The following is a 20,371-nucleotide window of genomic DNA, read 5'->3' as shown; positions in this document are numbered from 1 at the left end:
CCGGCTGATTGAATGTCCGGATCATTCGAGGAAATTTCCATGAAATCTGGCTGAAGGGTGGGACTCAAAGCCCGATCCGGACGATTGTGAGCGTGCCGCACCAAATTAGTCTTCACGCAATGTCATAATATCAGGAGCCGGCTTGCGACCGCGACGGTCGCTAAATCGCGATTGTAGGTTTTACCGCTCGCGCCGATCTCTCATAAATCGTCGGCAGGCACCAGAAGGAGACGAGATGTCCAATGATGAATTGGATGCCGGATTCTCCGTTTGCGGTCGACAGCAGCCACGTCGCTCATTTACTGGCTGTTGGAGCCATGCACCTCCATCACGTGATCAAGCAGGCTGCGGAACAGCCTGGACATATGCCGCTCCCTGCGGAATAGAATATTCAAAGGGCGCTCGGCAGGACGATAGCTCTCCAGCACCGGACATAGGAGGCCAACCTCGATATCGGCCTGCGCAATCACATCCGGCAGCAAAGCAATGCCGATTCCTGCCCCCGCTGCACGGCGCAATCCCTGGGCACCGAAAGCTCGTAGGCGACCGGTAACCTGGACGGTAATCGGGCCATCCGGACCATTAAGCCGCCATGTTTCCCTATCGTCGCCTGTGCCTGGACTTCCATAGAGCAAGCAGTCGTGGCCGGCCAGATCCGAAGGGGCGACGGGAACGCCCCGACGCGCGAGGTAGGAGGGAGCCGCGCAGATCATCAGACTATAGGGTGCGAGCGGACGCGCCACGAAATCGCTCGGGGGAGGCGTGCCGATCCTGATGCCGGCGTCGAAGCCGGCAGCATCGATGTCGACGAGCGTATCGGTAAGATCCACGTCGACACTGACGTTCGGATAGCGCTCAAGATATGGGGCCAAGCCGGGAAGCAGCATCTCCGATCCGAATACCACCGGCGCTGTCAAGCGGAGGTGGCCACGTGGCTCCGCCTGTCGAGCCTCGGCCAACAGGTCGGCGTCCGCCAACCGCTGCAGAATCTCCCGGGATCGTTCCAGATAATCGCGGCCGAAGGATGTGAGATCGAGGCGACGCGTGCTGCGGATCAGGAGCTTCGCATGGAGCCTGTCCTCAAGCGCTGTAATGCGGTTGCCGACCTGCGTAGCGGACACGCCGAGGTACCGCGCTGCCGCTGCCATGCTGCCGGTATCGACCACTTTGACGAAGGCCTCGATAGCGACCAAGAGATCCATTCCCAAGTTTTCCTTGATTCTGCGCCTAATTTTCATTCGATTATCATGGACGAAGTTATGAATTAAGTCGGTCTCATTTCTTTTGAAAGCGAGATCGATGTCTGAAAAATCATCCTCGGCCGCCTTTGCCCTCGCGGCCGCCTGTCTGGGCTTCGTCGTTGTCAGCTTGGACGGGACCGTCGCGAATGTGGCTCTCGAGGATTTTCGGCTGTCGTTCGGCGGCGACCTGAGTATGCTCGAATGGGTTCTGAATGCTTATACAATCGCTTTTGCCGGGTTCTTGCTCAGTGCCGGTGCCGTGAGCGACAGATTAGGTGCCAGGCGCTCCTACCTGGCGGGCTCGATGATCTTCCTCTCGGCGTCGGTTTACTGCGGGACGGCAGGAAGCGCCAGCGGATTGATCTTCGCACGCGCATTGCAGGGGATAGGGGCCGCCGCGATTGTGACGGCATCCCTGGCACTCATTGCCGCCGGATTTCCTGACCGTCAGCGACGATCAAGAGCAGTTGCCATCTGGGCCATGTGCGGTGGCAGTGCAATGGCCGCCGGTCCGCTGATCGGCGGAGCGCTGCTGGAACTTGCCGGGTGGCGCGCGATCTTCCTCATAAATGTTCCAGTCCTGCTTGCGGCCTTGTACCTCGGCAATTTGGCCCGCGGCGATCCCCTGGAGAACGGCCGATCGTTCGACGCTCTTGGTCAGTGTTTTGCGATCGTGACAATGGCCAGCTTTACGCTGGCGCTCATCGAAGCCGGACAGAGAAGCTTCGCAAGTCCCATGGTTTTGGCTGCGCTCGCCGTGGCCGCGGCTGGCTTGCTCCTGTTTCTATCTCTCGAGAAGCGTCGGGTCGATCCTATGCTTCCGCCTGCGCTGTTCGCCTCGGCCAGGTTTACGGTATGTTGCCTTGCCGGTTTTGCGCTCAACTATGGTTTCTATGGCATGCTCTTCGCGCTCAGCCTGAGGTTCCGTAGTCTCGGTTTCGGGGCCTTCGAGACAGGACTTGCACTGCTGCCGCTGACGCTTTGCATTTCAGGAGCCAATCTCGTCGGTGGTGCGATGGTCGCTCGATATGGCGCCCGCGTTCCCATCCTGAGTGGTCTCGGCCTGGCAAGTCTTGGATATGTCGAACTCAGCGCCGGCATGGGCCTTGGCAGTTACGGTTGGCTGATCCCCGGAATGTTCACAATTGGTGCGGGATCAGCGATTGCCGTGACGGCGCTTTCCGCTGAGGCACTGTCTGTGGTTGAAAGCGCACTTGCCGGCATTGCAGGAGGTACGCTCACCACGGCGAGGCAACTTGGCGGAGCATTTGGCGTCGCATGCTATGGAATCCTTCTTGGCGGCGCTGATGGAGTGAGAGATACGGCTCGCCTGCAAATCGCACTTCTTGCGGCGACAGCCGTTGTTGTCGCCGCCCTTGTTATCGGTGCCAAAGCGTTGCCAGCCACCGAGACCGAAGCATGATGAGCGGTCGGAGAAGGGTCCTCCCGGTCGTTCTTTGTCCCTTCATCTCGTTGCGATGTAATAAGTCAAAGGCATTGCTCCGGACTCGGCAACCGATTTACGTGGGCCAAAAGACGACTACTCGCCACCTGGTGAAAGAGGGCTGGATGCTGTGCTGCGCTTGAGAACTGGGCCGGATCCATTCAGCATGCCGGCCTGATCGTCGGGTTGCATGATCTCAACAGCGCCCTGAACTCCTGACCTACTCTGCCGCGCCCGAGACCACCCCGCCGGAGCGGCACACCACGTCATGCGGGACAATCAGGATGAGTAGCGAATTGATGACAGCTCCCGACCTGAAACCGGCAGACCTGATCGCGGCCGGACATAGTTCCAGTTACGGTTTGAGGAGAGCTGATCCCAAGCATCTGGAGTTCGTCATCCGTTCTCCGAAAAGTCGCATATGTATCGAGGGAACTCACGATTTATCTGTGGTGATCAGGTGCAAGGCAGTATTGCCCCTTGTAACCGCCGCTGCTGAGAGCTTGCGATCGAATGTCGCCAGCTGGCCCCCACGGGTCTTGGCGAGCGCAAGCAGATAGGTATCAGTTACCTGCCCCGGCGTTAGGATTTTCGTAGGAGCGATATCACCTGACCCGACAAGGCTCACATCGTCCGGCCAAAAACTATGACCGGGGAGCGACCGCAATTTGCCGATGATCGCCACCACGAGTGACGGTGAACCGGGAGAATTGGGATATTTGGGGTTGCCGACAATCCGGATGACACCATTTTCGGTAATGGGGCAGGTAGCCCACGCGGTCTGACCCATCGCCGCGAACCATTCGTGCGCATCGTCATGGGCTACATGGCCCGGATCGATCAAGGCAATAAGCACGTTGACGTCGAGCAGGAAAGTCACGGTAGCTCGTCCCGCAAGGCGTTGACGATTTCGAGCGTTACAGGCGGCGCATCCGGCCGAGGTGACAGGAGAGGTATTCCATTGCGCTCGCCGCTGCTGTGCGGCCGACGCAGGGAACGTCTCGCCAGCTCGGAAATGACCTCGCCGACGCTTCGGCGCTGCTGCGCTGCCATCGCCTTTGCGGCGATCAGGACATCGTCGTCGATTGCCAGGGTCGTTCTCATATCCGCCTCATCACGCATCAATCATCACGCATCATATAGAGCAAGAAGTCGGCCTTCTCAAGACGAATACCGAAGGAAGACGCAGTCATTGGTCCAATCTGTTCATCGACGGAAACGGATGAAATTACGATCTCAAATCTGTGCGCGAAACGCGGTCTCCGGTTCGAATCCGTTCAAGGCAGCCTTGTGGCCGCATCAGGTGTTCAATCTTTTGAAAGCCCGTGGCTTGAGATCATCCATCAAGCAGGCCGTCGAAGACTTCGAGCACGGCGTCGCTAACGGCCTTGCCAAGCGCGGCCGCAGTGACCGCCATCGCTTCTTCATTTATGTCACGAGCAGCCGTTGCAAAGGCGGCACCTTCCGACGTCACGATTGCCTGCGCGCGTGAAGAACGACGCTTCTACACAAGGTCTGAGAGGATAGGGCGGCGGCCGGTCTCACTGGAGTGATCGATTCTACTGCCGGCTTCACGTACGTGCGCGAGCGATCGTTACCCGCACGGGCGGAGACTTCAGGCTCCGTGCCGAAGGCAAAGAGCGTGGTCGCCTAGCGACGTTCCGAAACCATTCCGCAAACAGCGCCCTGGAAACGATATCATCCACCGCACCGAGCTGCCGTCTTGTTCACCTTTCCGTCACCGTGTCAGAAGAAGAGACCCGGCCGCTGCAGTGGCTGAGACGGACCGGACCGGGCCTCCCCACACGATTGCTATGGAAAAATAGCGATCGCGCCCGCTCATTCAGGCATGCGAAAACTGGCCTTGCAAATTCAACGCCCAGGTAAGGATAACCACCGGTAAATTTCCCCAGGCGATGAGCTCAACAACAAGCTCGCCGCCTGACTTTGCGCATTGTAATGCCTGGCTCCCCGGCAAAAATGTGGGGACAATCCAGCGCCCCGGGTCGGCGCCCGACGTCATTGACGTATAGTGGCTTGGCCTAGACCGGACGAAGGCCACTCCCCATTGATGATGGCATATGATCGTCCGTCCAGCCGCTTCCCTACGGGCAAAACACGGATACTGCATGCGCATCCTTCACACCGCAGACCTGCATCTCGGACGCCAGTTTCACGGCATCTCCCTCGAGGACGATCACGCAGACATCCTTTCCCAGATCGTCCAGGCCATCCAGGCGTACCGGCCTGATGCGGTCATCATCGCCGGCGACATCTTTGATCGCGCTTCACCGCCTGCAAGCTCGGTACGCCAGTTCAATGATTTCCTTGGCCGTATCGCGCGCGAGACCGACGCAGCCGTCATCATGATCGCCGGCAACCATGATTCCGGCGACAGGATCGGCGCGATGTCAGTCATGACCGACACGCGGCGCGCCTTGATCCGTGGTCCTCTGCTTTCGGACGAAACGCCGCTCATCCTGAGTGACGAATTCGGGCCTGTCGCTTTTTCCGCGCTTCCCTTCGGCTACGAGTTTGCCGCCCGCGAGTGCTTTGCAGACGAGACGATCGCGCTGCCTGCCGACGTCATCAAGGCGCAGATCTCCGCAGCAAGGAAGCATATTCCCGCGGGGGCGCGCTGGGTCATCGTTGCGCATGCCTATGTCGAAGGCGGATCCGCCGGCGAAACAGAGCGGCCGCTTGCGCGTGTCGGCGGTATCGAGACGGTGCGTCACGACGCGTTTGACGGTGCCCACTATGTCGCGCTTGGCCACCTGCACCTGCCGCATTCGGTCGGCATGAAACACATCCGCTATTCCGGCGCACCGCTGGCATTCGGCTTTGACGAGGCCGGCAAGACAAAATCGATGACCCTTGTGGATCTTGACCGAGACGGCAATGCCGAGATCACGCCTGTCCCCTTCATGCCACTCCGCAGCGTTCGGGTGGTGCGCGGAAAGCTCGCGGACCTACTCGACAACCCGGCATCGCTGGACTTCATCAAGGCCATCCTGACAGATGAGGCGCCGCTGATCGATCCGATGAAGCGTCTTCGCGAAGTGTTCCCGAACGCCTGCCAGATTGTCTACGAGCGCGATGAACGGCCCCTCGGATCACAACCGATATTGGTCGAACGGGCCTCGATGCATGATCCGGCCAGGTTGGTGCGGGACTTCCTCAGCCATGTCCGCAACGAAGATCCGGTCGACCCGGAGCTGCAACTGATCGGCGCCGCTCTCGCGGATCTTCACCGCGCGGGAGCCGACGCATGAGACCGATCAGGCTGACGATGCAGGCGTTCGGGCCTTATGCCGGCCGCACCGTCGTGGATTTTCGGGAAGCGGTGTCGTCAGGCTTATTTGGAATTTACGGGCCGACAGGTTCCGGCAAATCGTCGATATTCAGCGCCATGACATTTGCGCTTTTCGGCGAGTCTTCGAAAGCGGACCAGGAGACCGCATCGCTTCGCTCCGACCACGCCGACGCCAGCCTTCCAACAGAAGTCGAGTTCGTGTTCGACATCGGCGCCGATCGCTACGTCGTGCGGCGGCGGCCCGAGCAGACCCGGCCTAAACAGCGCGGCGGCGGTGAGACCCGGGACGCTCACGAGGCCTGGCTCTTCAAGGCAACAGGGCGGTCGCTGGAAGAGATTACAGACGCCAGTCCAGGAGAGCCGATCGCGGAAAGGAAGACCGGCCAGGTCCGGGACGCGATTGTGGGCATCCTCGGCTATGGCGCCGAGCAATTCCGGCAAATCGTCCTGTTGCCGCAGGGCAAGTTCGAAACCTTCATGGCCGCCAAGACCGACAAGCGGCTTGAGATCCTGCGCGAGCTGTTCGACGTCTCGATCTATCGGCGCATGGCTGCAAAGTTCAAGGAAGATGCGGCAGAGGCCGAACGCGAGATCAAACAAGCCCGGCAGGTCTGCGCCGCAAGGCTTGCTTCGGAAGGCTTTGAGAGCCCGGACGCGCTCGTGGCAGGAATCGACGCTGCCCACGCTGCCATCGAGGTCGAAACCACCAGGGAGATGACCGCCGCGGCGGCATTCGCAACCACCACGTCGGCGCTCTCCGCAGCGCGGCAGCTGGAGGATCAATTCCTTCAGACCGAGCGTGCGAAATTGGAGTTGGCGGCTCTTGCCGGCAGAGCTGACCATATCCACGAATTGGAACTCCGCATTGACAGCGCCAAACGCGCTCGATTGCTTGTCGACGTCGAGCGTCACGCACGGGAGGCCGAAGATGACGTGGCAAAGGCCATAGCGGCCTTGGAATCGGCAACGGAGACCAACGAAGCGGCTGTGGTCAAGGCCGAGGCCGCAGCGAGAACACACGAACAGGAATTGGCACGCGCGGGCGAGCTTGACCGCCTCAGCCAGATCGGCGAGGAACTTAGACGCCACCGGGCGACATTGTCGGATGCCGATCAGTCTGCGGCGAAGGTGGCTGCGACAAGATCGGCCGTCGAGCAGGCTCAAATTGCCTTCGATGGCGTGCTTGATCGGATTGAAGGACACTATCACGAAAAGACGGCGCGCGAGCAGGCACTTCAGGCCGCTCGGGAGCGGGAGACGCTGAGACAGCGTCTTGCGGTTGATCGCATGATCGCCGAAAGCGCACTCAAGTCAGCTGAACTCTACGATACTGCCACGGCTGCGGCTAAGGAAGCTTTGGAAGAGAAGGATGCTTTAGCGATCGAGCACACGGCCTGCATCCAAAGGGAGACGGACGCACAGGCACGCTTTGTTGCCGCGGAGCTCGCACTTGCGAATGTGCAGGCCATCCATCTTGCCGCCAAATTGCGGCCAGGGGAGGCTTGTTCCGTTTGCGGATCCCTGACGCATCCGACACCTGCCTCCGGCAGAATCGAGAACGTTGGGCTTGATCAAGCCTTCAAGGACGCGAAGGTCGATTTGGAAAGGGCGCAACTGTCTAGCCAGGATGCGGCACGGCGACTGGCCTCCGCCGAAACGCGCCTGCAGGAGCGCCAGGCGCGGCTCGAAGAGTTGGCGCCCCCCGAATGGCCCGTTGAAGATCTTCAGGCGGCCGTGTCCGAGATTATTGCCCAGATGGGAGAGCTCGGGCCTGTCGCAGACCTCGCTGCGGCTGAGATGCGGATAGTTGCGATCACAACGGAGATCAAATCGGCGGAGCACCTGCGGGAGGACATCCGCACGGAACTGAACAGCTTGAAAACCGCCGAAACCGTTGCTCGCGACAGGTTTGAACAGGCGATCGCATCTGTGCCGGAATTGCTGCGCGAGCCGAACGCGCTTTCGACGGCACTGGCGGAAAATCAACGCGAGCTGTCGGCCAGGCGAACGACTGCGCGAAACGCCGAGGAGGACGCGCGACAGTGTCGCGAAGCAGCTCTGATTGCCAGTTCGAAGATGGAGGCGGCAAGGCAGGCGCTTGAATTGGCAGCTCTGCGCCGTGACAAGACCAGCGCCGAATTGACTGCGCGGCTTGAGCAGAGCGGATTGACCGAAGAGCAATTTGCGGCCTTCAAGCCACTGATCGATCTGATCGAGACGTACGAGCAGGAGGTCGCGGACTACCGCAGTGCCGTAGCGATTGCCCGCAGCAACGACGAGACTTTTTCCAGGGCCATGGAGGGACGCGAGAGACCCGACATCACTGCTCTCGAAGCCGCTCAACGCACAGCAGAAGACGATCTTGATGCGGTAAAGAGCGTCTTGGCTCGATCGCAGGCTCGACTGCAGCATCTCAACAGGCTGCGGTTTGAGATTGCCAGCGAACTCCAGCGTCTCGACCGCGTCGAAGCCGAGACAGCGTCGCTGCGAACGCTTGCGGCTCTGTTCAACGCCGATAACCCGCTTCGCCTCGATCTTGAAACCTTTGCGATCGGCGCGATGTTCGACCAGGTGCTGGCCGCGGCCAATCAGCGGCTCGGTCCAATGTCGGGCGGACGCTATAGCCTCGAGCGCGAGATCGAGACCGGCGGAGGGCGCTCGCGCCAGGGCCTCGGCATTCGCGCTTTCGACGTTCACACCGGCAAGGCGCGTCCGACCTCAACGCTGTCGGGCGGCGAAACCTTCATGGCTGCCCTTTCACTGGCTCTCGGTCTTTCGGACATTGTCGAGAGTGTAAGCGGCCAGGTGCGGCTCGATACCATCTTCATCGATGAAGGCTTCGGCAGTCTCGACACCGAGAACGAGTCCGGCACGCTCGATCAGGTGCTTCAGGTCCTGACCAATCTTGTCGGCCAGCGTCGCGTAGTCGGTCTGATATCGCACGTTCCGCTCGTCCAGGAGAGCATTCCGAACGGGTTCTACGTGCGAAAGGAGCCGCTCGGAAGCTTCATAGAGGCGCGAGGAATGATCTGAACCGCATAAACCAGTCAGCTTCGCAGTAACATTGGAAGGGCCGCGAGGCTTCCACGCCTTGCGACCGGCGCAAAAACTTCAGCGGCAAGGCCACGCCTTGACCATGGCGCCGCGCAGCAGGATGCTCGCGGGCTCGTTGCGATACTTCGGGTTCGCACCAAGCCACTTGCAAACGACGTCATAAAGTTCCGCTGCGGTCACCTCAGGGCTCAGGCAGATCTGATACTTCTTCGTCGCCGTTCCCAGTGCGAGTTGCATCTTCTCGGAGTCATAAACGCCCCAAATATAATACATCGCACTGGATCCATCGCCCGGTTCCTGGCTCTCGCAAAGCTGGTAGATGTCATTGCCGGACACGAAATACGCCAATGTCGGCTGAGCATATAGCCATATCAGTGCGACTGCGCTCACAAGCTTTTTCATTCCCTGCCCTTACACCAGTCGTTCGTTTCTTCAGTCGCTACTTGCGCGCGAATCTTTCACGAAGAAGCATCTGACCGATCTCGCGGCCCTCGGCAAGATGGATAATCACCAGCGGACGGCGCCGAAACGGGCGCGAGCTGCCGAACCGCTGCCTCGAACTCAAGAAGGTGAGGGGAGTGGAGTTAATGATCGCTCTCGGAGGTGCCCGGAATAAGGAGAATCCGCCGTAGCACAGCGACGACATCATCGACATCGCACGGTCGCTGGCGGCCGCGTGGGCGACGGCGCTCGACTGACGTCCAGAGAGCCCAGACTGCTCGTGGAACGTTGGCAATCCCGAACGATCCGGCGACAGGCGCCTTGCCGCTTTGCGCTTTCGAGGCGTCGAACCGGCGAAGCTAACGATCGTCTTCGCGCATTTCGTTTTGCATGTGTGAATACACACAAGGTCGAGCGACCGTGTAAGTGAGGCTTATCTGCAAGAATCATAGTATTCTTGGAACAGAGCCGGCTTCCCAACAAACAATGAGCGTACCAGGCGAAGGCAGCGTAGCTGCCGCAGCCAGTTCGCGCACCGCTTGACCGGTTAAAAAGGGCAGCCGCAGGAGGTTTAGCATAGCGCCGCCCGAAGGGCGGAAACCGGGACCGACTGCCCCCGGCAAGCGGTTCCGTTTGGTATCCTGCACGATAACATCGACCCGAAGCATCTGACGAGCAGCCTGCAGAAGGGGAGCTTCCGCACACGCTCGCGAGGCACCCGGGACGGACAACATCGTAGGTGCTGGGTCATAACGACCTTCTTAAACTGGTCGAGCCGACGCTCAGGTGTGTGTCATCGACGCGACGGCCATGTGCTCCACACAGCATCAACGATGTTACGACAACGGTTGTGACCGCCGATGCGATAATGGCCCGCCTGCGCTTATGTTGAGAGGGCGAAACAACAATCATGACCAGGCCGACAATCAGGCCGAATACGGTCTGGACGAAGATACCGGCCACGAGCATGCCAAGTGTGAACCAAGCACCCTTATCAATGTCACGGAAAATCGTCGTTAAGCCCCAGTACGATCGGACGCTTTCAGTCAAGAAGAACGCGACAGTGGCGAACGCGAGGGAAATTCCAATGAGTCTGATCACTATGCGCTCCTAAACGAGACGATGAGGTTAGACGCAACTCGCTCTTCAAGCATTAAACGGTGCATTAAAATGCCATACATTCTTCAGCGCGATTGACGCCAGAGCGTGAGACTATCCCATTTTGTTATATAAGCTCCTTCGCCGGCTGCCTCGGTCGTGGTGGCCTGCAACGTGATCAACGGCCAAATCCTGCCGTGTCGAGATAACGCTCGTTTTCAATGAACGACCAGCAGTGAAGTTTGAAGACACGATCAAGCGGCTAAGACGGGCAGGTTGGCAGCCTCACAATTTCAGTGAAACTCAGAGGGCACTGCGGTGGACGCTTTTGGCGCGTGGAACGAAATGGGCGTTGCGTGGGATGAAACATATGCTCAGCCATCGCGGCGAAGGTTCCTCGACCGGCAAGGCAAGATGTCGGCGGCTGGCGTGGATGCCTTTCGTGTGGCGGGTCTCTCATGGTTGCGGAAGACCTTGCAGGCTTCGGACATCTTATGGCCGAGAAATGGGCGGAGCTCAATCGCCGCTATCTTGCGACGACAGCTGGCGGGGCCGGAAAGGGCGGCGCTTGTCTGAAGCAAACTTGAGCTTTTGAACAAGCTCTTAATAAGAGCATTATGACAGCAAAATTTACTTGCAATTGAAATTACAACCAATAATGTGCTGTTTGCCGCTGCGGATGCAGCGTATTCGCAACCTATCGGCGATTACAATTTCGGCCATTGCGGCACCGGGGGCGGGGATATGGACAACGCGGCGACACAAGCGCCTGCAATTCCAACCAATAGTCAGATGACCGAGGAGGCGAGGAAGAAGCTCGCGGGAGCCAAGGCGGTGCTCCAGTCGACCTTCGGCCAGGTTGTCCTGGCGATGAGCTCGGTTCCTCGGTATCGCAGCCAGATGCTTTCGGATCTCTCCCATCTGGTGATTGATCCCCTGATCAATGACCGCATCGCCATCGCGATGCCGAAAGCGGCCACGGGAATCGAACCTCCGGCGATTGCGATCTGGGCAAGCGTATCCGAGGCGGTCGATGCCAAGATTGCCGAACAAGTGAAAGCAGGTGGGTTCCCGGTTCGGCTGAAGCCCGATGAATGGAAGAGCGGTGAGATCGTCTGGCTGCTCGATGTCATCGCGCCGACTCGCGATCTTGCGACGATGGTGCTTTCGAACTTCCATCAGGTCGTCAAGCGCGACACGCTGAAAATCCACCCTATGGTCGCCCAGCTGGTTGATCGCGAAGTCCTCACGAAACTCACCTCCAAATCCGGACAATCGGATGTGGCCGTCGGCGAGCTGGGTACGATCATCAACTGATTGCCCGGTTTCCGGCATAATATTTCAGAAATCAGCTCAACCCTGCGCGAGACACGCATGTCGATACGGCATCTTGCGGTCCTTCTGATGACTTCCCTGCTTCCCGCTGTTCTAGCGGGATGCGATGTTCTCGGGTTCCACTCATGGCAATGGCACCAGAAGCTCACAATCGTTGTGGAAACTCCTGAGGGCGAACGGGCAGGTAGCGCGGTAAGTTTGGTGGAAGTATCCCTCTCACCACGTTGGTGGGGCGTCGGAGACTTTGCCGGTTCGGGGACCAGCAGCCTATCCGGCGAAGCAGTGGTCCTGGACGTTGAGCACGACAAATACTTGTTTGCACTCCTGAAAGGCTACAGTCACGAAACTGCTACCAAGACTTTCTTTAAGCCGACGAATGGGCCGCGTAGCAGACAACAGTCGATAGCGGCCTATGATACCCTCGAAAAGTTGCGTGAGACGCGGGAGCTTCCTAGTTCCCTGTTTCCTATCTTTGTAACCTTTACGAACGTCTCTGACCCTGCGAGCGCACGACAGGTCGATCCATCCAATCTCGAAGCGACCTTCGGCCCAGGCTATGGCCTCAAATCCGTTACCATTTCCATCACCGACGAGCCGGTGACCCGAGGAATGGTCGAGAAGGTTCTTGGTCATTCGTTCTTCAAGACTTGGGCCACCAAATTCAAAGCGGCATTGAGGGACGCCGGACCTTTCGGAGATCGTCCTTTTGCCTTTCAGCTACAGCGAAATGATTTTCTGACCGGAGAATAATGCAATGACCATTTCATCCGACCTCATGATGGCACTTCTTTCTATGGATGCATATAACCGAGGCTATAGTTTTGGTTTGGCAGTCTCTGGCGACAAGATTGGCGACGCGGTCATCGGTGCAGACTCTTCAATTCTTGTCGATGATGCTAACGAGAGACTGGACATTTCCGCAGGTTTTTATGTGATCACTAAGATTCTGCTGCCGACGAATTTGGTCTCAGCAGTTTGGTCATAACTGCAGATCCGCACATCGCCACGCTCAAGGTGAGGAGCCGGAATTTCACTGAGTTTCGTTAACCTCGGAAAAGGTTTAGCCTGCTCGAACTCAGACCCAGGCTAAAAGCGCTCGTCCAGCGATCAGAGTACGGACACGTTTTCCGCCTTCGACTTACCAGTCTTGCGATCTTGGCCCACCTCGTAGCTAACCTTATCGCCTTCTCTAAGCGAGCCGCCGCGCTGCAAGGCAGACACATGAACGAAGACGTCCGTTCCCCCATTCTCAGGCGTGATGAAGCCAAACCCCTTGTCGTCGTTGAAAAATTTAACAGTACCCGTAGGCATGATAGTTCCTCTTCGCTTCCGCATTGATGACTCGCGCGCCGACCCTATAGCGTGAATACTTTCCGATCAACGGCCGCAAGCCCTTCTGTGTCATTGGATATTTGAAGCCTCGGTAAGAAGAAACGAGTATCTCTTGAACCCGAGCTTGGACTACAGGCCGGGGGTTCGAATCCGCTCAAGAGCACGAATTGATGTCGTGACCAAACTTCACTCAGACGGTATTGTCGTCACCGGTGCCGGTAGTCGACGAATTTCATTTTGCAAAAGCCGACTCCCAACCAATCAACGAACCTTCAGCTTCACGTATTTCGGATCGTGGTCGCTTGTCTGTTTCGATTCCGGCATAACAGAATTCACGTGTACGGTGGTCAGAACGGCCGACTGATTTGATCCAAGCAACGCCACGACCTGATCGAGAGACTGGGAGTTACCGTCGAAGACATAACTGATCCGCTCTTCTGGCGGCTCAGTCATAGCGAGGTTCGACATTGCCGGATCGCCGCCCGTCAGGAGAAGCATCGGTTCCTCATACCAAAGCGTGTTGAAGTCGCCCATGACAAGCACCGAGCGGTTCGCGTCGGCCGGTAGTTTTCGTACGAACGCTCTGACCGCCCGAGCCTGTTCGGTTCGCGCCGCGACCGTCGCGTCCTTCGGCGGTTGGTTCTTGCCGTAGAGAGGATCGCTCCCGCCTTTCGACGAAAAGTGGACATTGATCACCATCACCTGCCTACCCGTGAAAATGAACGGCACAGCAAGTGGAAGGCGTGTGCGTTCGAAGGAAGCGTCCTCAATCCGACGTGCGTTGGCCGGATCAGTTGCCACCCGGTCGGAGTTGTAGAGGAATGCGACGCGGATGTTGGCGCCGGGCTGGCCTCCTTCGGCGTCGTCGATGGGATCGAGTGAGATCGTCTTGTACCTGGGCCCGCCTTCCATGACGATCGCATCGATGAGCGCCTGGAGAGTTTTATCCCCGCCGACAGCGTCGCTATACTCGCCTCCATCGTCATCCTGGACCTCCTGCAGTGCCACGATGTCAGGCGAGCCAAGGAGTCCGACGATGTGCTTTGCTATTGCTGCGAACTTGCCGTCGCCCACATCGTCGTCGATATCATCCTTGGATGGGACCATTGTCACGTCTTCCAAACGGGTATCGAGATTTTCCACGTTGTAGCTGGCGATGGTAAGAACATCCGACGCCGGCGGTGAGGCTACGGATGTCCACGTCCAGGCTTTAGGCACGTATCCCGATGGTTCGGAAAGCTGGATTCCGTAGGCGCCGCCATCGGTGGTGACGGCTCCCTTGAGAGATGTGAAAGTGTCGCCAAGGCTGACTTGAAAGTTCACAGGCAGTAGGGGCTTGTCGATTTTGACGCGAATACGCTCAGGGTTGGCGTCACCGGGTGTCGCGGTGATGCCTCCAAGCGAATTCATACCAGTCGCGTTCTTACCCTGATCGGCGACTACGTAAAAGGCATCCCCTTTCATGGGGCCAACGACGATCGGCGACTTGACCTCGACCATCATGCCTTCCAGCGTCTCAAAGAAATCCGCTCCCGATCGGCTGGCATCGAATCCTCTGGACGTCGAGACGACAGCTTCTGTTGGAGGCAGCCGCCCGCCGCCGATGATAACGGGATTGGGGAGAACCCCTTGTCCGATCTTCTTGTAGACAAGGTCCTTGATGGTTGTCTGGCTAAATTCGACGAATTTGCCTTGCTGTTCCTCGACAATTCCCTCGATCCTGACCATGTCGCCGACTGATAGCCCGGCAGGTTTGCGCCTGACGAGGATGCCGTCCGAGGTCATGTCGTCGCCGTCGCCAACCGGGTCCTGTACATAGAAGCTCCCGTCCCGCAGTTGGGTGACAACGCCCTCAAAGCGAACCATTTTGCCGTCAAGCGGCGAAGAATGACCCGGACCCTGGATTTGAGGGATTGTGGTCGATTGAGATGCCATCGCCACAGATGGCAAAACAATCAGTGTCACTATCAACAACTCTGGAATTCTCATGATGCCGCCCTCCCGTGAATGATCGAAAAGCTACCACGCTCGCGCAATTCCTGCGAGTGCGATCAGCTATTGCACGTCAAATTCCTCGCACCGGCGAGCCGCAAATTTCACGCGCTCCAATTAGCCGAAACGGGATGTTAAATTTGGCCGCCGAAAACCGTTCGACCGCTAGCGTCATTTTGAATAGCGCTCGATTGGCGGCTCACCGCGGAAACAGCTTAGAGACCATTGAGGTGGCGGTTTGTTGCCCTCAAGGCGCAGCTGAACCACCTTTGATGGGCGACTGGTACTCAGTTCTCGCCGACCTTTCTGCATCTGAGCTTGGATTGGAAGCATTACCATGCAGCGCGGAGTAGTGCGCACAGCATGGAATAGGTCGCCGTACCGGCCTGCAAAGTGGTTTGAGAGCCGATTGGTCAGTGCAGTGGCGGACGACAATCTAGACCTCTTCGCGGAGGCAGGAACTATTTTTATTCGGCGCGAGTTTTTAAATCCCTGACCCGTCGAGGTGCTGGTCGTCGTCGCCTTCCCAAGGAGAGGGCATTGAGGTGCGACTAAGGTTGGCCGAGGGCATCGGCATCCAACACTTCAATTCCGGTTCGGCATATTCGATGATCTGCCCGGGCGAGGAATCAGACGCGCGCCAGCCTTCTCCCGCAACTGATCGCCATTCGACCAATAAACGAGGTCAACCTCTGCTGGGCCCTGTTCGGACGGGCGGATCGTGACTAGGATCCGACTACCGTCTTTCGGCGCGCTTGCCATATGGCGCCACCGGTCTGGCTCGTCCATCGTTTTCCTCCTGCCTTGCTACGGGTTGCGAATGTCGCCTCGCCATCGAAAGCGGTCAACTCTCAAACTTTGCACAAGCAATCCCTATTGATTACCGATCCACGATGGTTGACCCAGCAATTCAACGGCGTGACAGCTAGTAAACCTCGGCTTTCATTGACTATCGAAGCGGATCATCAAGATGGCCGCCGGCCCGATGCCGTTCAAGGCGACAAAGTCTGAAAGAAAATGAAAGATTGGGCCGCTTATTATCACCGGAGTTTGATTTTGGCCAACTGACCTAACACCTCATATGCATCGAAGCGCAATATCTCAGCAAGTTCTAGAAATTCGACCACACAAGTGGAAGCCCGAAATAAAGCCAGACCGCAATGAGCGACGATCGATCGTGGAAAACGATGGCTCTTGTAGCTGACAGTCGGCGTGCCCATGGCCGATGTCAGGATGATGGGGCAAGTCATGACCCCGGCACTTGCCTCACGCGGTGCATTTCTTGCGATCGATGACCGTCTCTCCGGATGGAGCGACATTCGAACGCGCGGCCGAAGGCCGGCCCGCAGATGTTAAATTGCAGATTAGAGTAAAGCCGTAGGCGGCGCGGCCTTTACGAACGCGGCGCTTGGCGAAGCGGTGGCGCAAGGCTGAACGAGACGAAAGCAAGAGGATATAACAGGGTCCGGCGGCGCCGCTCAGCTCCATCTTGGAGGCGGTGCGGGGGCCGGTCGCCAAGATCATCTCAATGATCATCGTCACGGTGACCGGCCTGACGCTCCCCCTCGACGGCACGTCGGGCGGCTTAGCCAGATTATCTGGGCGAATGAGCGCCTCTGTAGCCTGAAGCAGGCTCCGGTATTGGCTGCTGTCATTCGATCGAGCGCCACGCACGCGTCGTTCGACCAACGAAGGCCGGACGCCACGTTGTCGAGCCGGTCGCGGAACGCGCCACGCTGCTGCCAATGGTCGGACAGGACTTCGGCATCACTCTCGTCGCCGCGGCCACGTCGCTGATGCAAACATTGGGTGTCGTCTTCCTGCCGTTTGCGGACGAGCCGGAGTCGATTCCGTTCTCCGCCGTGTGGTCGCCGTTCAATCAAGGCGCGGCGCTCCGAACCCTGCTCGACCTGGCGAGCAATGGGAGGGTCTATTCGTCAGCGCACTTGGGTCAGAATTGCATCCCGCAGGCCAGGAAACCGGCGATTGAGATCGTCGCGCCGGAGACTGACATATCGAGAGCGGCCTTCCACAATGGTCCGTGTGATGCCCGCCTCGCGAAGCACGCGGTAGTGATGGGACATCGTGGACTTATGCACCTTGATACCCTCACCGATGCTGGAACAGTTCTCCTGACCGGAATCGACCAGCCGCGCCAACAAGCGCAGGCGAACTGGATCGAGCCAAAAAATAAGGCACCGATGAAGGTCGAGATGGGTGACTAAGGCTCCCGCAAATACTCCTACAGTGAGCATGATGAACCACCTTAGCCGAATTGTGCAGCGGGACCATCAACGCGACGGGTTCACGCCTTTGCGGTCTGGATTGCCAGCATAGCGGTTGGGATGATCGCCAGCAGTCGCCTCCGAGAAACGCGATCGCGCGCCTGCACGGAAAGCCCGTGCAGGACGGCAGCATAGTACTCACCGAGCGCCTGCGCGTCCGTCTCCGGCAGCAACTCGCCTTCCACTACGGCGCGTTCCAGACGCCGAACAAGAGAGGCGGTGCGGCGACGGCGATAGTCGGCCAGGAATTCTTGCACATTGGCATTCTCAGCCGAGCAATTGGTCGCTGCCGATACGACCATGCAGCCGTGTGGGCGGCCTTGGCGAGTATAGGTTTCAACGGCGTCGCGTAGACTGCGTTCAATGGCACGGACAGCTGTCGGTTCCTCCACCAGCGCCCGCGTGGCGAAGCCGCCTTCGCCTTCATCGTAGAGCGCCACCGCTTCCTGAAACAGCTTTTCCTTCGATCCGAAGGCGGCATAGATACGCGCCGAGGCAATCCCCAGAGTCTCCACCAGATCGGACATCGAGACGCCTTCATAGCCGCGCGACCAGAACGCATCGCGCGCCTTGGCCAATGCCGCATCCCGGTCAAACTCACGCGGGCGTCCCGCCATCGCTACCTCCATTCTTGAGTGACCAACAAATAATTCGCTTGACCGCGCGATGCAAGGTCATATTCTTTGGTGATCGACAAAGAATCGTCACCATGGAGTTAGATATGACCGCATCGGATCATGCCGACGCAGCGCCGGCATCAGGCATTGGCGCGCAACGGGGCGCGGCGCTCGCGCTGCTCGCATTCGCCCAGCTCATCTATTCGCTGGACATCAACATCGTCTTCGTTTCGCTGCCGGAGATCGGCGCAGGGATTGGCTTTTCGGGACAAACCCTACAATGGGTTGTCAGCGCCTACATGGTGTTCTGCGGCGGGTTCCTGCTGCTGGGTGGCCGGGCGTCTGATCTGATCGGCCAGCGGCGCATGTTCATCGTCGCCCTCTGGCTCTATGCGCTGTCGTCGCTGGCTGGCGGGCTGGCATGGTCGCCGATAATCATTGTCGCAGCGCGCGCCGTGCAGGGCATCGGGGCGGCTTTCCTGTTCCCGGCCACGCTCTCGCTCATCAACCGCTTGTTCGCGGAGGGGGCGGAGCGTAACCGGGCGCTGGCCGTATGGGGCGGCGCGGGGGCAAGCGGCCTCAGCATCGGCGCGCTGGCGGGCGGCTTCCTGACCGCCGTCTGGGGCTGGCCCGCCGTGTTCTACGTCAACGTCGTGCTGGCCGGCATCGCTATCATCGCAGCGTTCTTCGTCGTACCGCGCGACTCGAAGCGACAGGAGCATCGCAGCTTCGACCTGCCGGGCGCGCTGACCGCGACGGCCGGCGCGACACTGCTGGTATTCGCGCTGGTCGAGGGACCGGAGGTTGGCTGGAGTTCGTCCAGCGTTATCGGGGCACTGATCCTGTCGGTGGCCTTCCTTGTCGCCTTCGCGATGATAGAGGCGCGCAGCGCCGATCCACTGATGCCGCTGCGCCTGTTCAGCAATCGCAGCCTCGTCGCGGGCATGACGATCACCTTCCTCTACATGGGCACTTTCGGCGCGCTGCCTTACTTCCTGACCGTGCTGTTCCAGAATGTGCAGGGCTTGACCGCGCTCCAGACCGGATGGGCCTTCCTCGTGCCCTCCATCGCCATCGCAGTCGGCACGCAGACGGGCGAGCGGCTGGCGACGCGGTTCTCCACGCGCACGACCCTGATTGTCGGCATGGTGGGGGGCGCGGTCGGCACTGTGTTGCTCATCCCCGGCTCCCATGCGGACAGCACCTATCTCGCCATCGTGCCGGGCCTGATCTTATCGGGCATCGGCCAAGGCATCGTCTGGACCGGCATGTGGATCGCGGCCGCCTCCGGCGTGCATCACGACGAGCAGGGCGTGGCGTCGGGCATGGCATCCACGACGCTCAGTGTCGGAAACTCCATCGGCCTCGCCGTCTTGATCGCCGTCGCCAACCGCCATGTGGGCGGATTGGAGGGCCATGCACTTCACAGCGCCGTCTCCGAAGGCACGCAACTCGCCTTTTGGCTCGCCGCCGCCGGCATCCTCGTCAGCCTTCTCGCGGCCTTTGCCCTCCCGGCCAAGGTCAAGGATGCCACCGAATGACAGGAGACGGGCAGCGATGCGACGGCGGCGGGATTTATCACCGATGATCGACCGCCGACGGGGAGTGCCAATCTCGCTGGGGTTACGCACTCCCCTCGTGTTGCTCATCCAGACGCTCGCCGTCGAGGTCCGGGCGAGCAGCGAGTATGGAGCTACGAAGTGCTTTGGCGCCGACCTCACCGAGCACCCGCTGCGACACGCCGGTGTATTGAAGCTTGGCGCCCGGCGATGCGCGCCACCCGATGAGGACCGGAGAGGCGGTCTCAGGAAGCTTGGCCGCTTCCATCTGTGGCCATTGAATTTGGACCGGCGATCGGATGATCCGGTTTACCACCAAGCCTGTTTCATTCACGATTACAGGAATCCGGCGGCGTATCAAGTTGAGAGCGATGAACACGGCCCATAGGGCGAAGATGCATCCGATGATCAGCCAGGATGTGGATCCTTCCAAACCGTCCCGGATATTCCAAACAGCGAACGCCGCCATGATGACCAAATTGACCAGCCCCTTTACTGTCTGGCTTCGAGGGCGATGAAATTCTTGCAACGAACCGGCCTTCTGATGTGACAATGGCGTGAGCGCCAGCGAGCCTTTACGCCGAATCATTCGGCGACTCGGCCTCGGCTCTTGCATTTATGCGGAGGCATCGCACATGGACTTTCAACTATTCGGCAACA

18 protein-coding genes and 2 pseudogenes are annotated in these 20,371 nt (G+C 58.9%); 8 read left to right on the top strand and 12 right to left on the bottom strand.

The genetic code is table 11. The features are described 5' to 3' along the window. Positions 1-299: 299 nt before the first annotated feature. Entirely contained in the window at positions 300-1,202 is a 903-nt protein-coding gene (locus AAE029_RS08575; RefSeq protein ID WP_371072398.1) for a LysR family transcriptional regulator, read from the bottom strand. A 97-nt stretch (positions 1,203-1,299) separates the two neighbouring features. Between AAE029_RS08575 and AAE029_RS08570 the strand changes: the two genes are divergently transcribed. After that, positions 1,300-2,664 (top strand): MFS transporter, encoded by a 1,365-nt coding sequence (locus AAE029_RS08570; protein ID WP_371072397.1) that lies wholly within the window; start codon positions 1,300-1,302, stop codon positions 2,662-2,664. Positions 2,665-3,121: 457 nt separating this feature from the next. Here AAE029_RS08570 and AAE029_RS08565 read toward each other — a convergent pair whose 3' ends face one another. The 3 genes from AAE029_RS08565 to AAE029_RS08555 all read right to left on the bottom strand — a co-directional run bounded on the left by AAE029_RS08565 (position 3,122) and on the right by AAE029_RS08555 (position 4,159). Continuing rightward, positions 3,122-3,565 carry a TA system VapC family ribonuclease toxin gene (locus tag AAE029_RS08565; RefSeq protein ID WP_371072396.1) on the bottom strand — a complete coding sequence of 148 codons (444 nt, stop codon included), beginning with the start codon at positions 3,563-3,565 and terminating at the stop codon, positions 3,122-3,124. After that, a complete protein-coding gene (locus AAE029_RS08560; protein ID WP_371072395.1) occupies positions 3,562-3,789 on the bottom strand; it encodes a CopG family transcriptional regulator in 228 nt (75 codons plus the stop codon). Before AAE029_RS08560 ends, AAE029_RS08565 begins: the two co-directional genes overlap by 4 nt. Before the next feature lie 232 nt (positions 3,790-4,021). After that, a complete protein-coding gene (locus tag AAE029_RS08555; protein ID WP_371072394.1) occupies positions 4,022-4,159 on the bottom strand; it encodes a hypothetical protein in 138 nt (45 codons plus the stop codon). A gap of 655 nt (positions 4,160-4,814) precedes the next feature. Here AAE029_RS08555 and AAE029_RS08550 point away from each other — a divergent pair. Together AAE029_RS08550 and AAE029_RS08545 are read left to right on the top strand one after the other, a co-directional pair. Then, positions 4,815-5,957 carry an exonuclease SbcCD subunit D gene (locus tag AAE029_RS08550; protein ID WP_371072393.1) on the top strand — a complete coding sequence of 381 codons (1,143 nt, stop codon included), beginning with the start codon at positions 4,815-4,817 and terminating at the stop codon, positions 5,955-5,957. Next, positions 5,954-9,031, top strand: a complete 3,078-nt coding sequence (locus tag AAE029_RS08545) for an AAA family ATPase (RefSeq protein WP_371072392.1) — start codon at positions 5,954-5,956, stop codon at positions 9,029-9,031. Before AAE029_RS08550 ends, AAE029_RS08545 begins: the two co-directional genes overlap by 4 nt. 78 nt (positions 9,032-9,109) lie before the next feature. Here the strand turns inward: AAE029_RS08545 and AAE029_RS08540 are convergent, their stop codons facing one another. Then, positions 9,110-9,454, bottom strand: a complete 345-nt coding sequence (locus AAE029_RS08540) for a Rap1a/Tai family immunity protein (RefSeq protein ID WP_371072391.1) — start codon at positions 9,452-9,454, stop codon at positions 9,110-9,112. A gap of 137 nt (positions 9,455-9,591) precedes the next feature. Here AAE029_RS08540 and AAE029_RS08535 point away from each other — a divergent pair. Next, a pseudogene (locus AAE029_RS08535) lies at positions 9,592-9,684 on the top strand (LysR family transcriptional regulator); the annotation flags it as partial. 556 nt (positions 9,685-10,240) lie between these two features. Here AAE029_RS08535 and AAE029_RS08530 read toward each other — a convergent pair. Continuing rightward, positions 10,241-10,594, bottom strand: a complete 354-nt coding sequence (locus tag AAE029_RS08530; protein ID WP_371072390.1) for a hypothetical protein — start codon at positions 10,592-10,594, stop codon at positions 10,241-10,243. A 741-nt stretch (positions 10,595-11,335) separates the two neighbouring features. Here AAE029_RS08530 and AAE029_RS08525 point away from each other — a divergent pair. From AAE029_RS08525 to AAE029_RS08515, 3 genes are read left to right on the top strand one after another with little or no spacing between them, the layout of a single operon-like run. Further along, positions 11,336-11,908: a toxin-activating lysine-acyltransferase gene (locus AAE029_RS08525; RefSeq protein ID WP_371072389.1), complete on the top strand. Its 573-nt coding sequence runs from the start codon at positions 11,336-11,338 to the stop codon at positions 11,906-11,908. 57 nt (positions 11,909-11,965) lie between these two features. Continuing rightward, the gene (locus AAE029_RS08520; protein WP_371072388.1) at positions 11,966-12,676 is read left to right on the top strand and encodes a hypothetical protein; all 711 of its coding nucleotides are present in this window, start codon (positions 11,966-11,968) and stop codon (positions 12,674-12,676) included. A gap of 4 nt (positions 12,677-12,680) precedes the next feature. Continuing rightward, positions 12,681-12,911, top strand: a complete 231-nt coding sequence (locus AAE029_RS08515; RefSeq protein WP_371072387.1) for a hypothetical protein — start codon at positions 12,681-12,683, stop codon at positions 12,909-12,911. Between the two features lie 122 nt (positions 12,912-13,033). On the opposite strand, the gene AAE029_RS08510 is transcribed toward AAE029_RS08515, so the two are convergent. The 5 genes and pseudogenes from AAE029_RS08510 to AAE029_RS08490 all read right to left on the bottom strand — a co-directional run bounded on the left by AAE029_RS08510 (position 13,034) and on the right by AAE029_RS08490 (position 18,152). Beyond that, positions 13,034-13,237, bottom strand: coding sequence for a cold-shock protein (locus AAE029_RS08510; RefSeq protein WP_371072386.1), 204 nt, complete (start codon positions 13,235-13,237; stop codon positions 13,034-13,036). Positions 13,238-13,519: 282 nt separating this feature from the next. Next, positions 13,520-15,124 carry an endonuclease/exonuclease/phosphatase family protein gene (locus AAE029_RS08505; protein ID WP_371072385.1) on the bottom strand — a complete coding sequence of 535 codons (1,605 nt, stop codon included), beginning with the start codon at positions 15,122-15,124 and terminating at the stop codon, positions 13,520-13,522. A gap of 610 nt (positions 15,125-15,734) precedes the next feature. Then, positions 15,735-16,039, bottom strand: a pseudogene (locus AAE029_RS08500) (hypothetical protein). 1,148 nt (positions 16,040-17,187) lie between these two features. Further along, positions 17,188-17,505, bottom strand: coding sequence for an ArsR/SmtB family transcription factor (locus AAE029_RS08495; RefSeq protein WP_371072384.1), 318 nt, complete (start codon positions 17,503-17,505; stop codon positions 17,188-17,190). Positions 17,506-17,555: 50 nt separating this feature from the next. Further along, positions 17,556-18,152, bottom strand: a complete 597-nt coding sequence (locus tag AAE029_RS08490) for a TetR/AcrR family transcriptional regulator (RefSeq protein ID WP_371072383.1) — start codon at positions 18,150-18,152, stop codon at positions 17,556-17,558. Between the two features lie 104 nt (positions 18,153-18,256). On the opposite strand from AAE029_RS08490, the gene AAE029_RS08485 reads away from it, so the two are divergent. Continuing rightward, positions 18,257-19,693 (top strand): MFS transporter, encoded by a 1,437-nt coding sequence (locus AAE029_RS08485; protein WP_371072382.1) that lies wholly within the window; start codon positions 18,257-18,259, stop codon positions 19,691-19,693. A gap of 82 nt (positions 19,694-19,775) precedes the next feature. Here AAE029_RS08485 and AAE029_RS08480 read toward each other — a convergent pair whose 3' ends face one another. Beyond that, positions 19,776-20,300, bottom strand: a complete 525-nt coding sequence (locus tag AAE029_RS08480) for a hypothetical protein (protein ID WP_371072381.1) — start codon at positions 20,298-20,300, stop codon at positions 19,776-19,778. Between the last annotated feature and the right edge of the window lie 71 nt (positions 20,301-20,371).

Origin of the sequence: Sinorhizobium sp. CB7 (assembly GCF_041357635.1) — a bacterium.
In the GTDB taxonomy this organism is placed as follows: domain Bacteria; phylum Pseudomonadota; class Alphaproteobacteria; order Rhizobiales; family Rhizobiaceae; genus Rhizobium.
The sequence above is the reverse complement of the archived record's forward strand: the minus strand, read 5'-3'. Positions and strand labels throughout refer to the sequence as shown.

Coding starts and splice junctions, on each gene's coding strand:
- AAE029_RS08575 (WP_371072398.1), bottom strand. CDS start 1,202: ATGGATCTCTTGGTCGCTATCGAGGCCTTCGTCAAAGTGGTCGATACC.
- AAE029_RS08485 (WP_371072382.1), top strand. CDS start 18,257: ATGACCGCATCGGATCATGCCGACGCAGCGCCGGCATCAGGCATTGGC.
- AAE029_RS08490 (WP_371072383.1), bottom strand. CDS start 18,152: ATGGCGGGACGCCCGCGTGAGTTTGACCGGGATGCGGCATTGGCCAAG.
- AAE029_RS08540 (WP_371072391.1), bottom strand. CDS start 9,454: ATGAAAAAGCTTGTGAGCGCAGTCGCACTGATATGGCTATATGCTCAG.
- AAE029_RS08515 (WP_371072387.1), top strand. CDS start 12,681: ATGACCATTTCATCCGACCTCATGATGGCACTTCTTTCTATGGATGCA.
- AAE029_RS08545 (WP_371072392.1), top strand. CDS start 5,954: ATGAGACCGATCAGGCTGACGATGCAGGCGTTCGGGCCTTATGCCGGC.
- AAE029_RS08550 (WP_371072393.1), top strand. CDS start 4,815: ATGCGCATCCTTCACACCGCAGACCTGCATCTCGGACGCCAGTTTCAC.
- AAE029_RS08495 (WP_371072384.1), bottom strand. CDS start 17,505: ATGCTCACTGTAGGAGTATTTGCGGGAGCCTTAGTCACCCATCTCGAC.
- AAE029_RS08520 (WP_371072388.1), top strand. CDS start 11,966: ATGTCGATACGGCATCTTGCGGTCCTTCTGATGACTTCCCTGCTTCCC.
- AAE029_RS08560 (WP_371072395.1), bottom strand. CDS start 3,789: ATGAGAACGACCCTGGCAATCGACGACGATGTCCTGATCGCCGCAAAG.
- AAE029_RS08525 (WP_371072389.1), top strand. CDS start 11,336: ATGGACAACGCGGCGACACAAGCGCCTGCAATTCCAACCAATAGTCAG.
- AAE029_RS08505 (WP_371072385.1), bottom strand. CDS start 15,124: ATGGTTCGCTTTGAGGGCGTTGTCACCCAACTGCGGGACGGGAGCTTC.
- AAE029_RS08570 (WP_371072397.1), top strand. CDS start 1,300: ATGTCTGAAAAATCATCCTCGGCCGCCTTTGCCCTCGCGGCCGCCTGT.
- AAE029_RS08510 (WP_371072386.1), bottom strand. CDS start 13,237: ATGCCTACGGGTACTGTTAAATTTTTCAACGACGACAAGGGGTTTGGC.
- AAE029_RS08480 (WP_371072381.1), bottom strand. CDS start 20,300: ATGATTCGGCGTAAAGGCTCGCTGGCGCTCACGCCATTGTCACATCAG.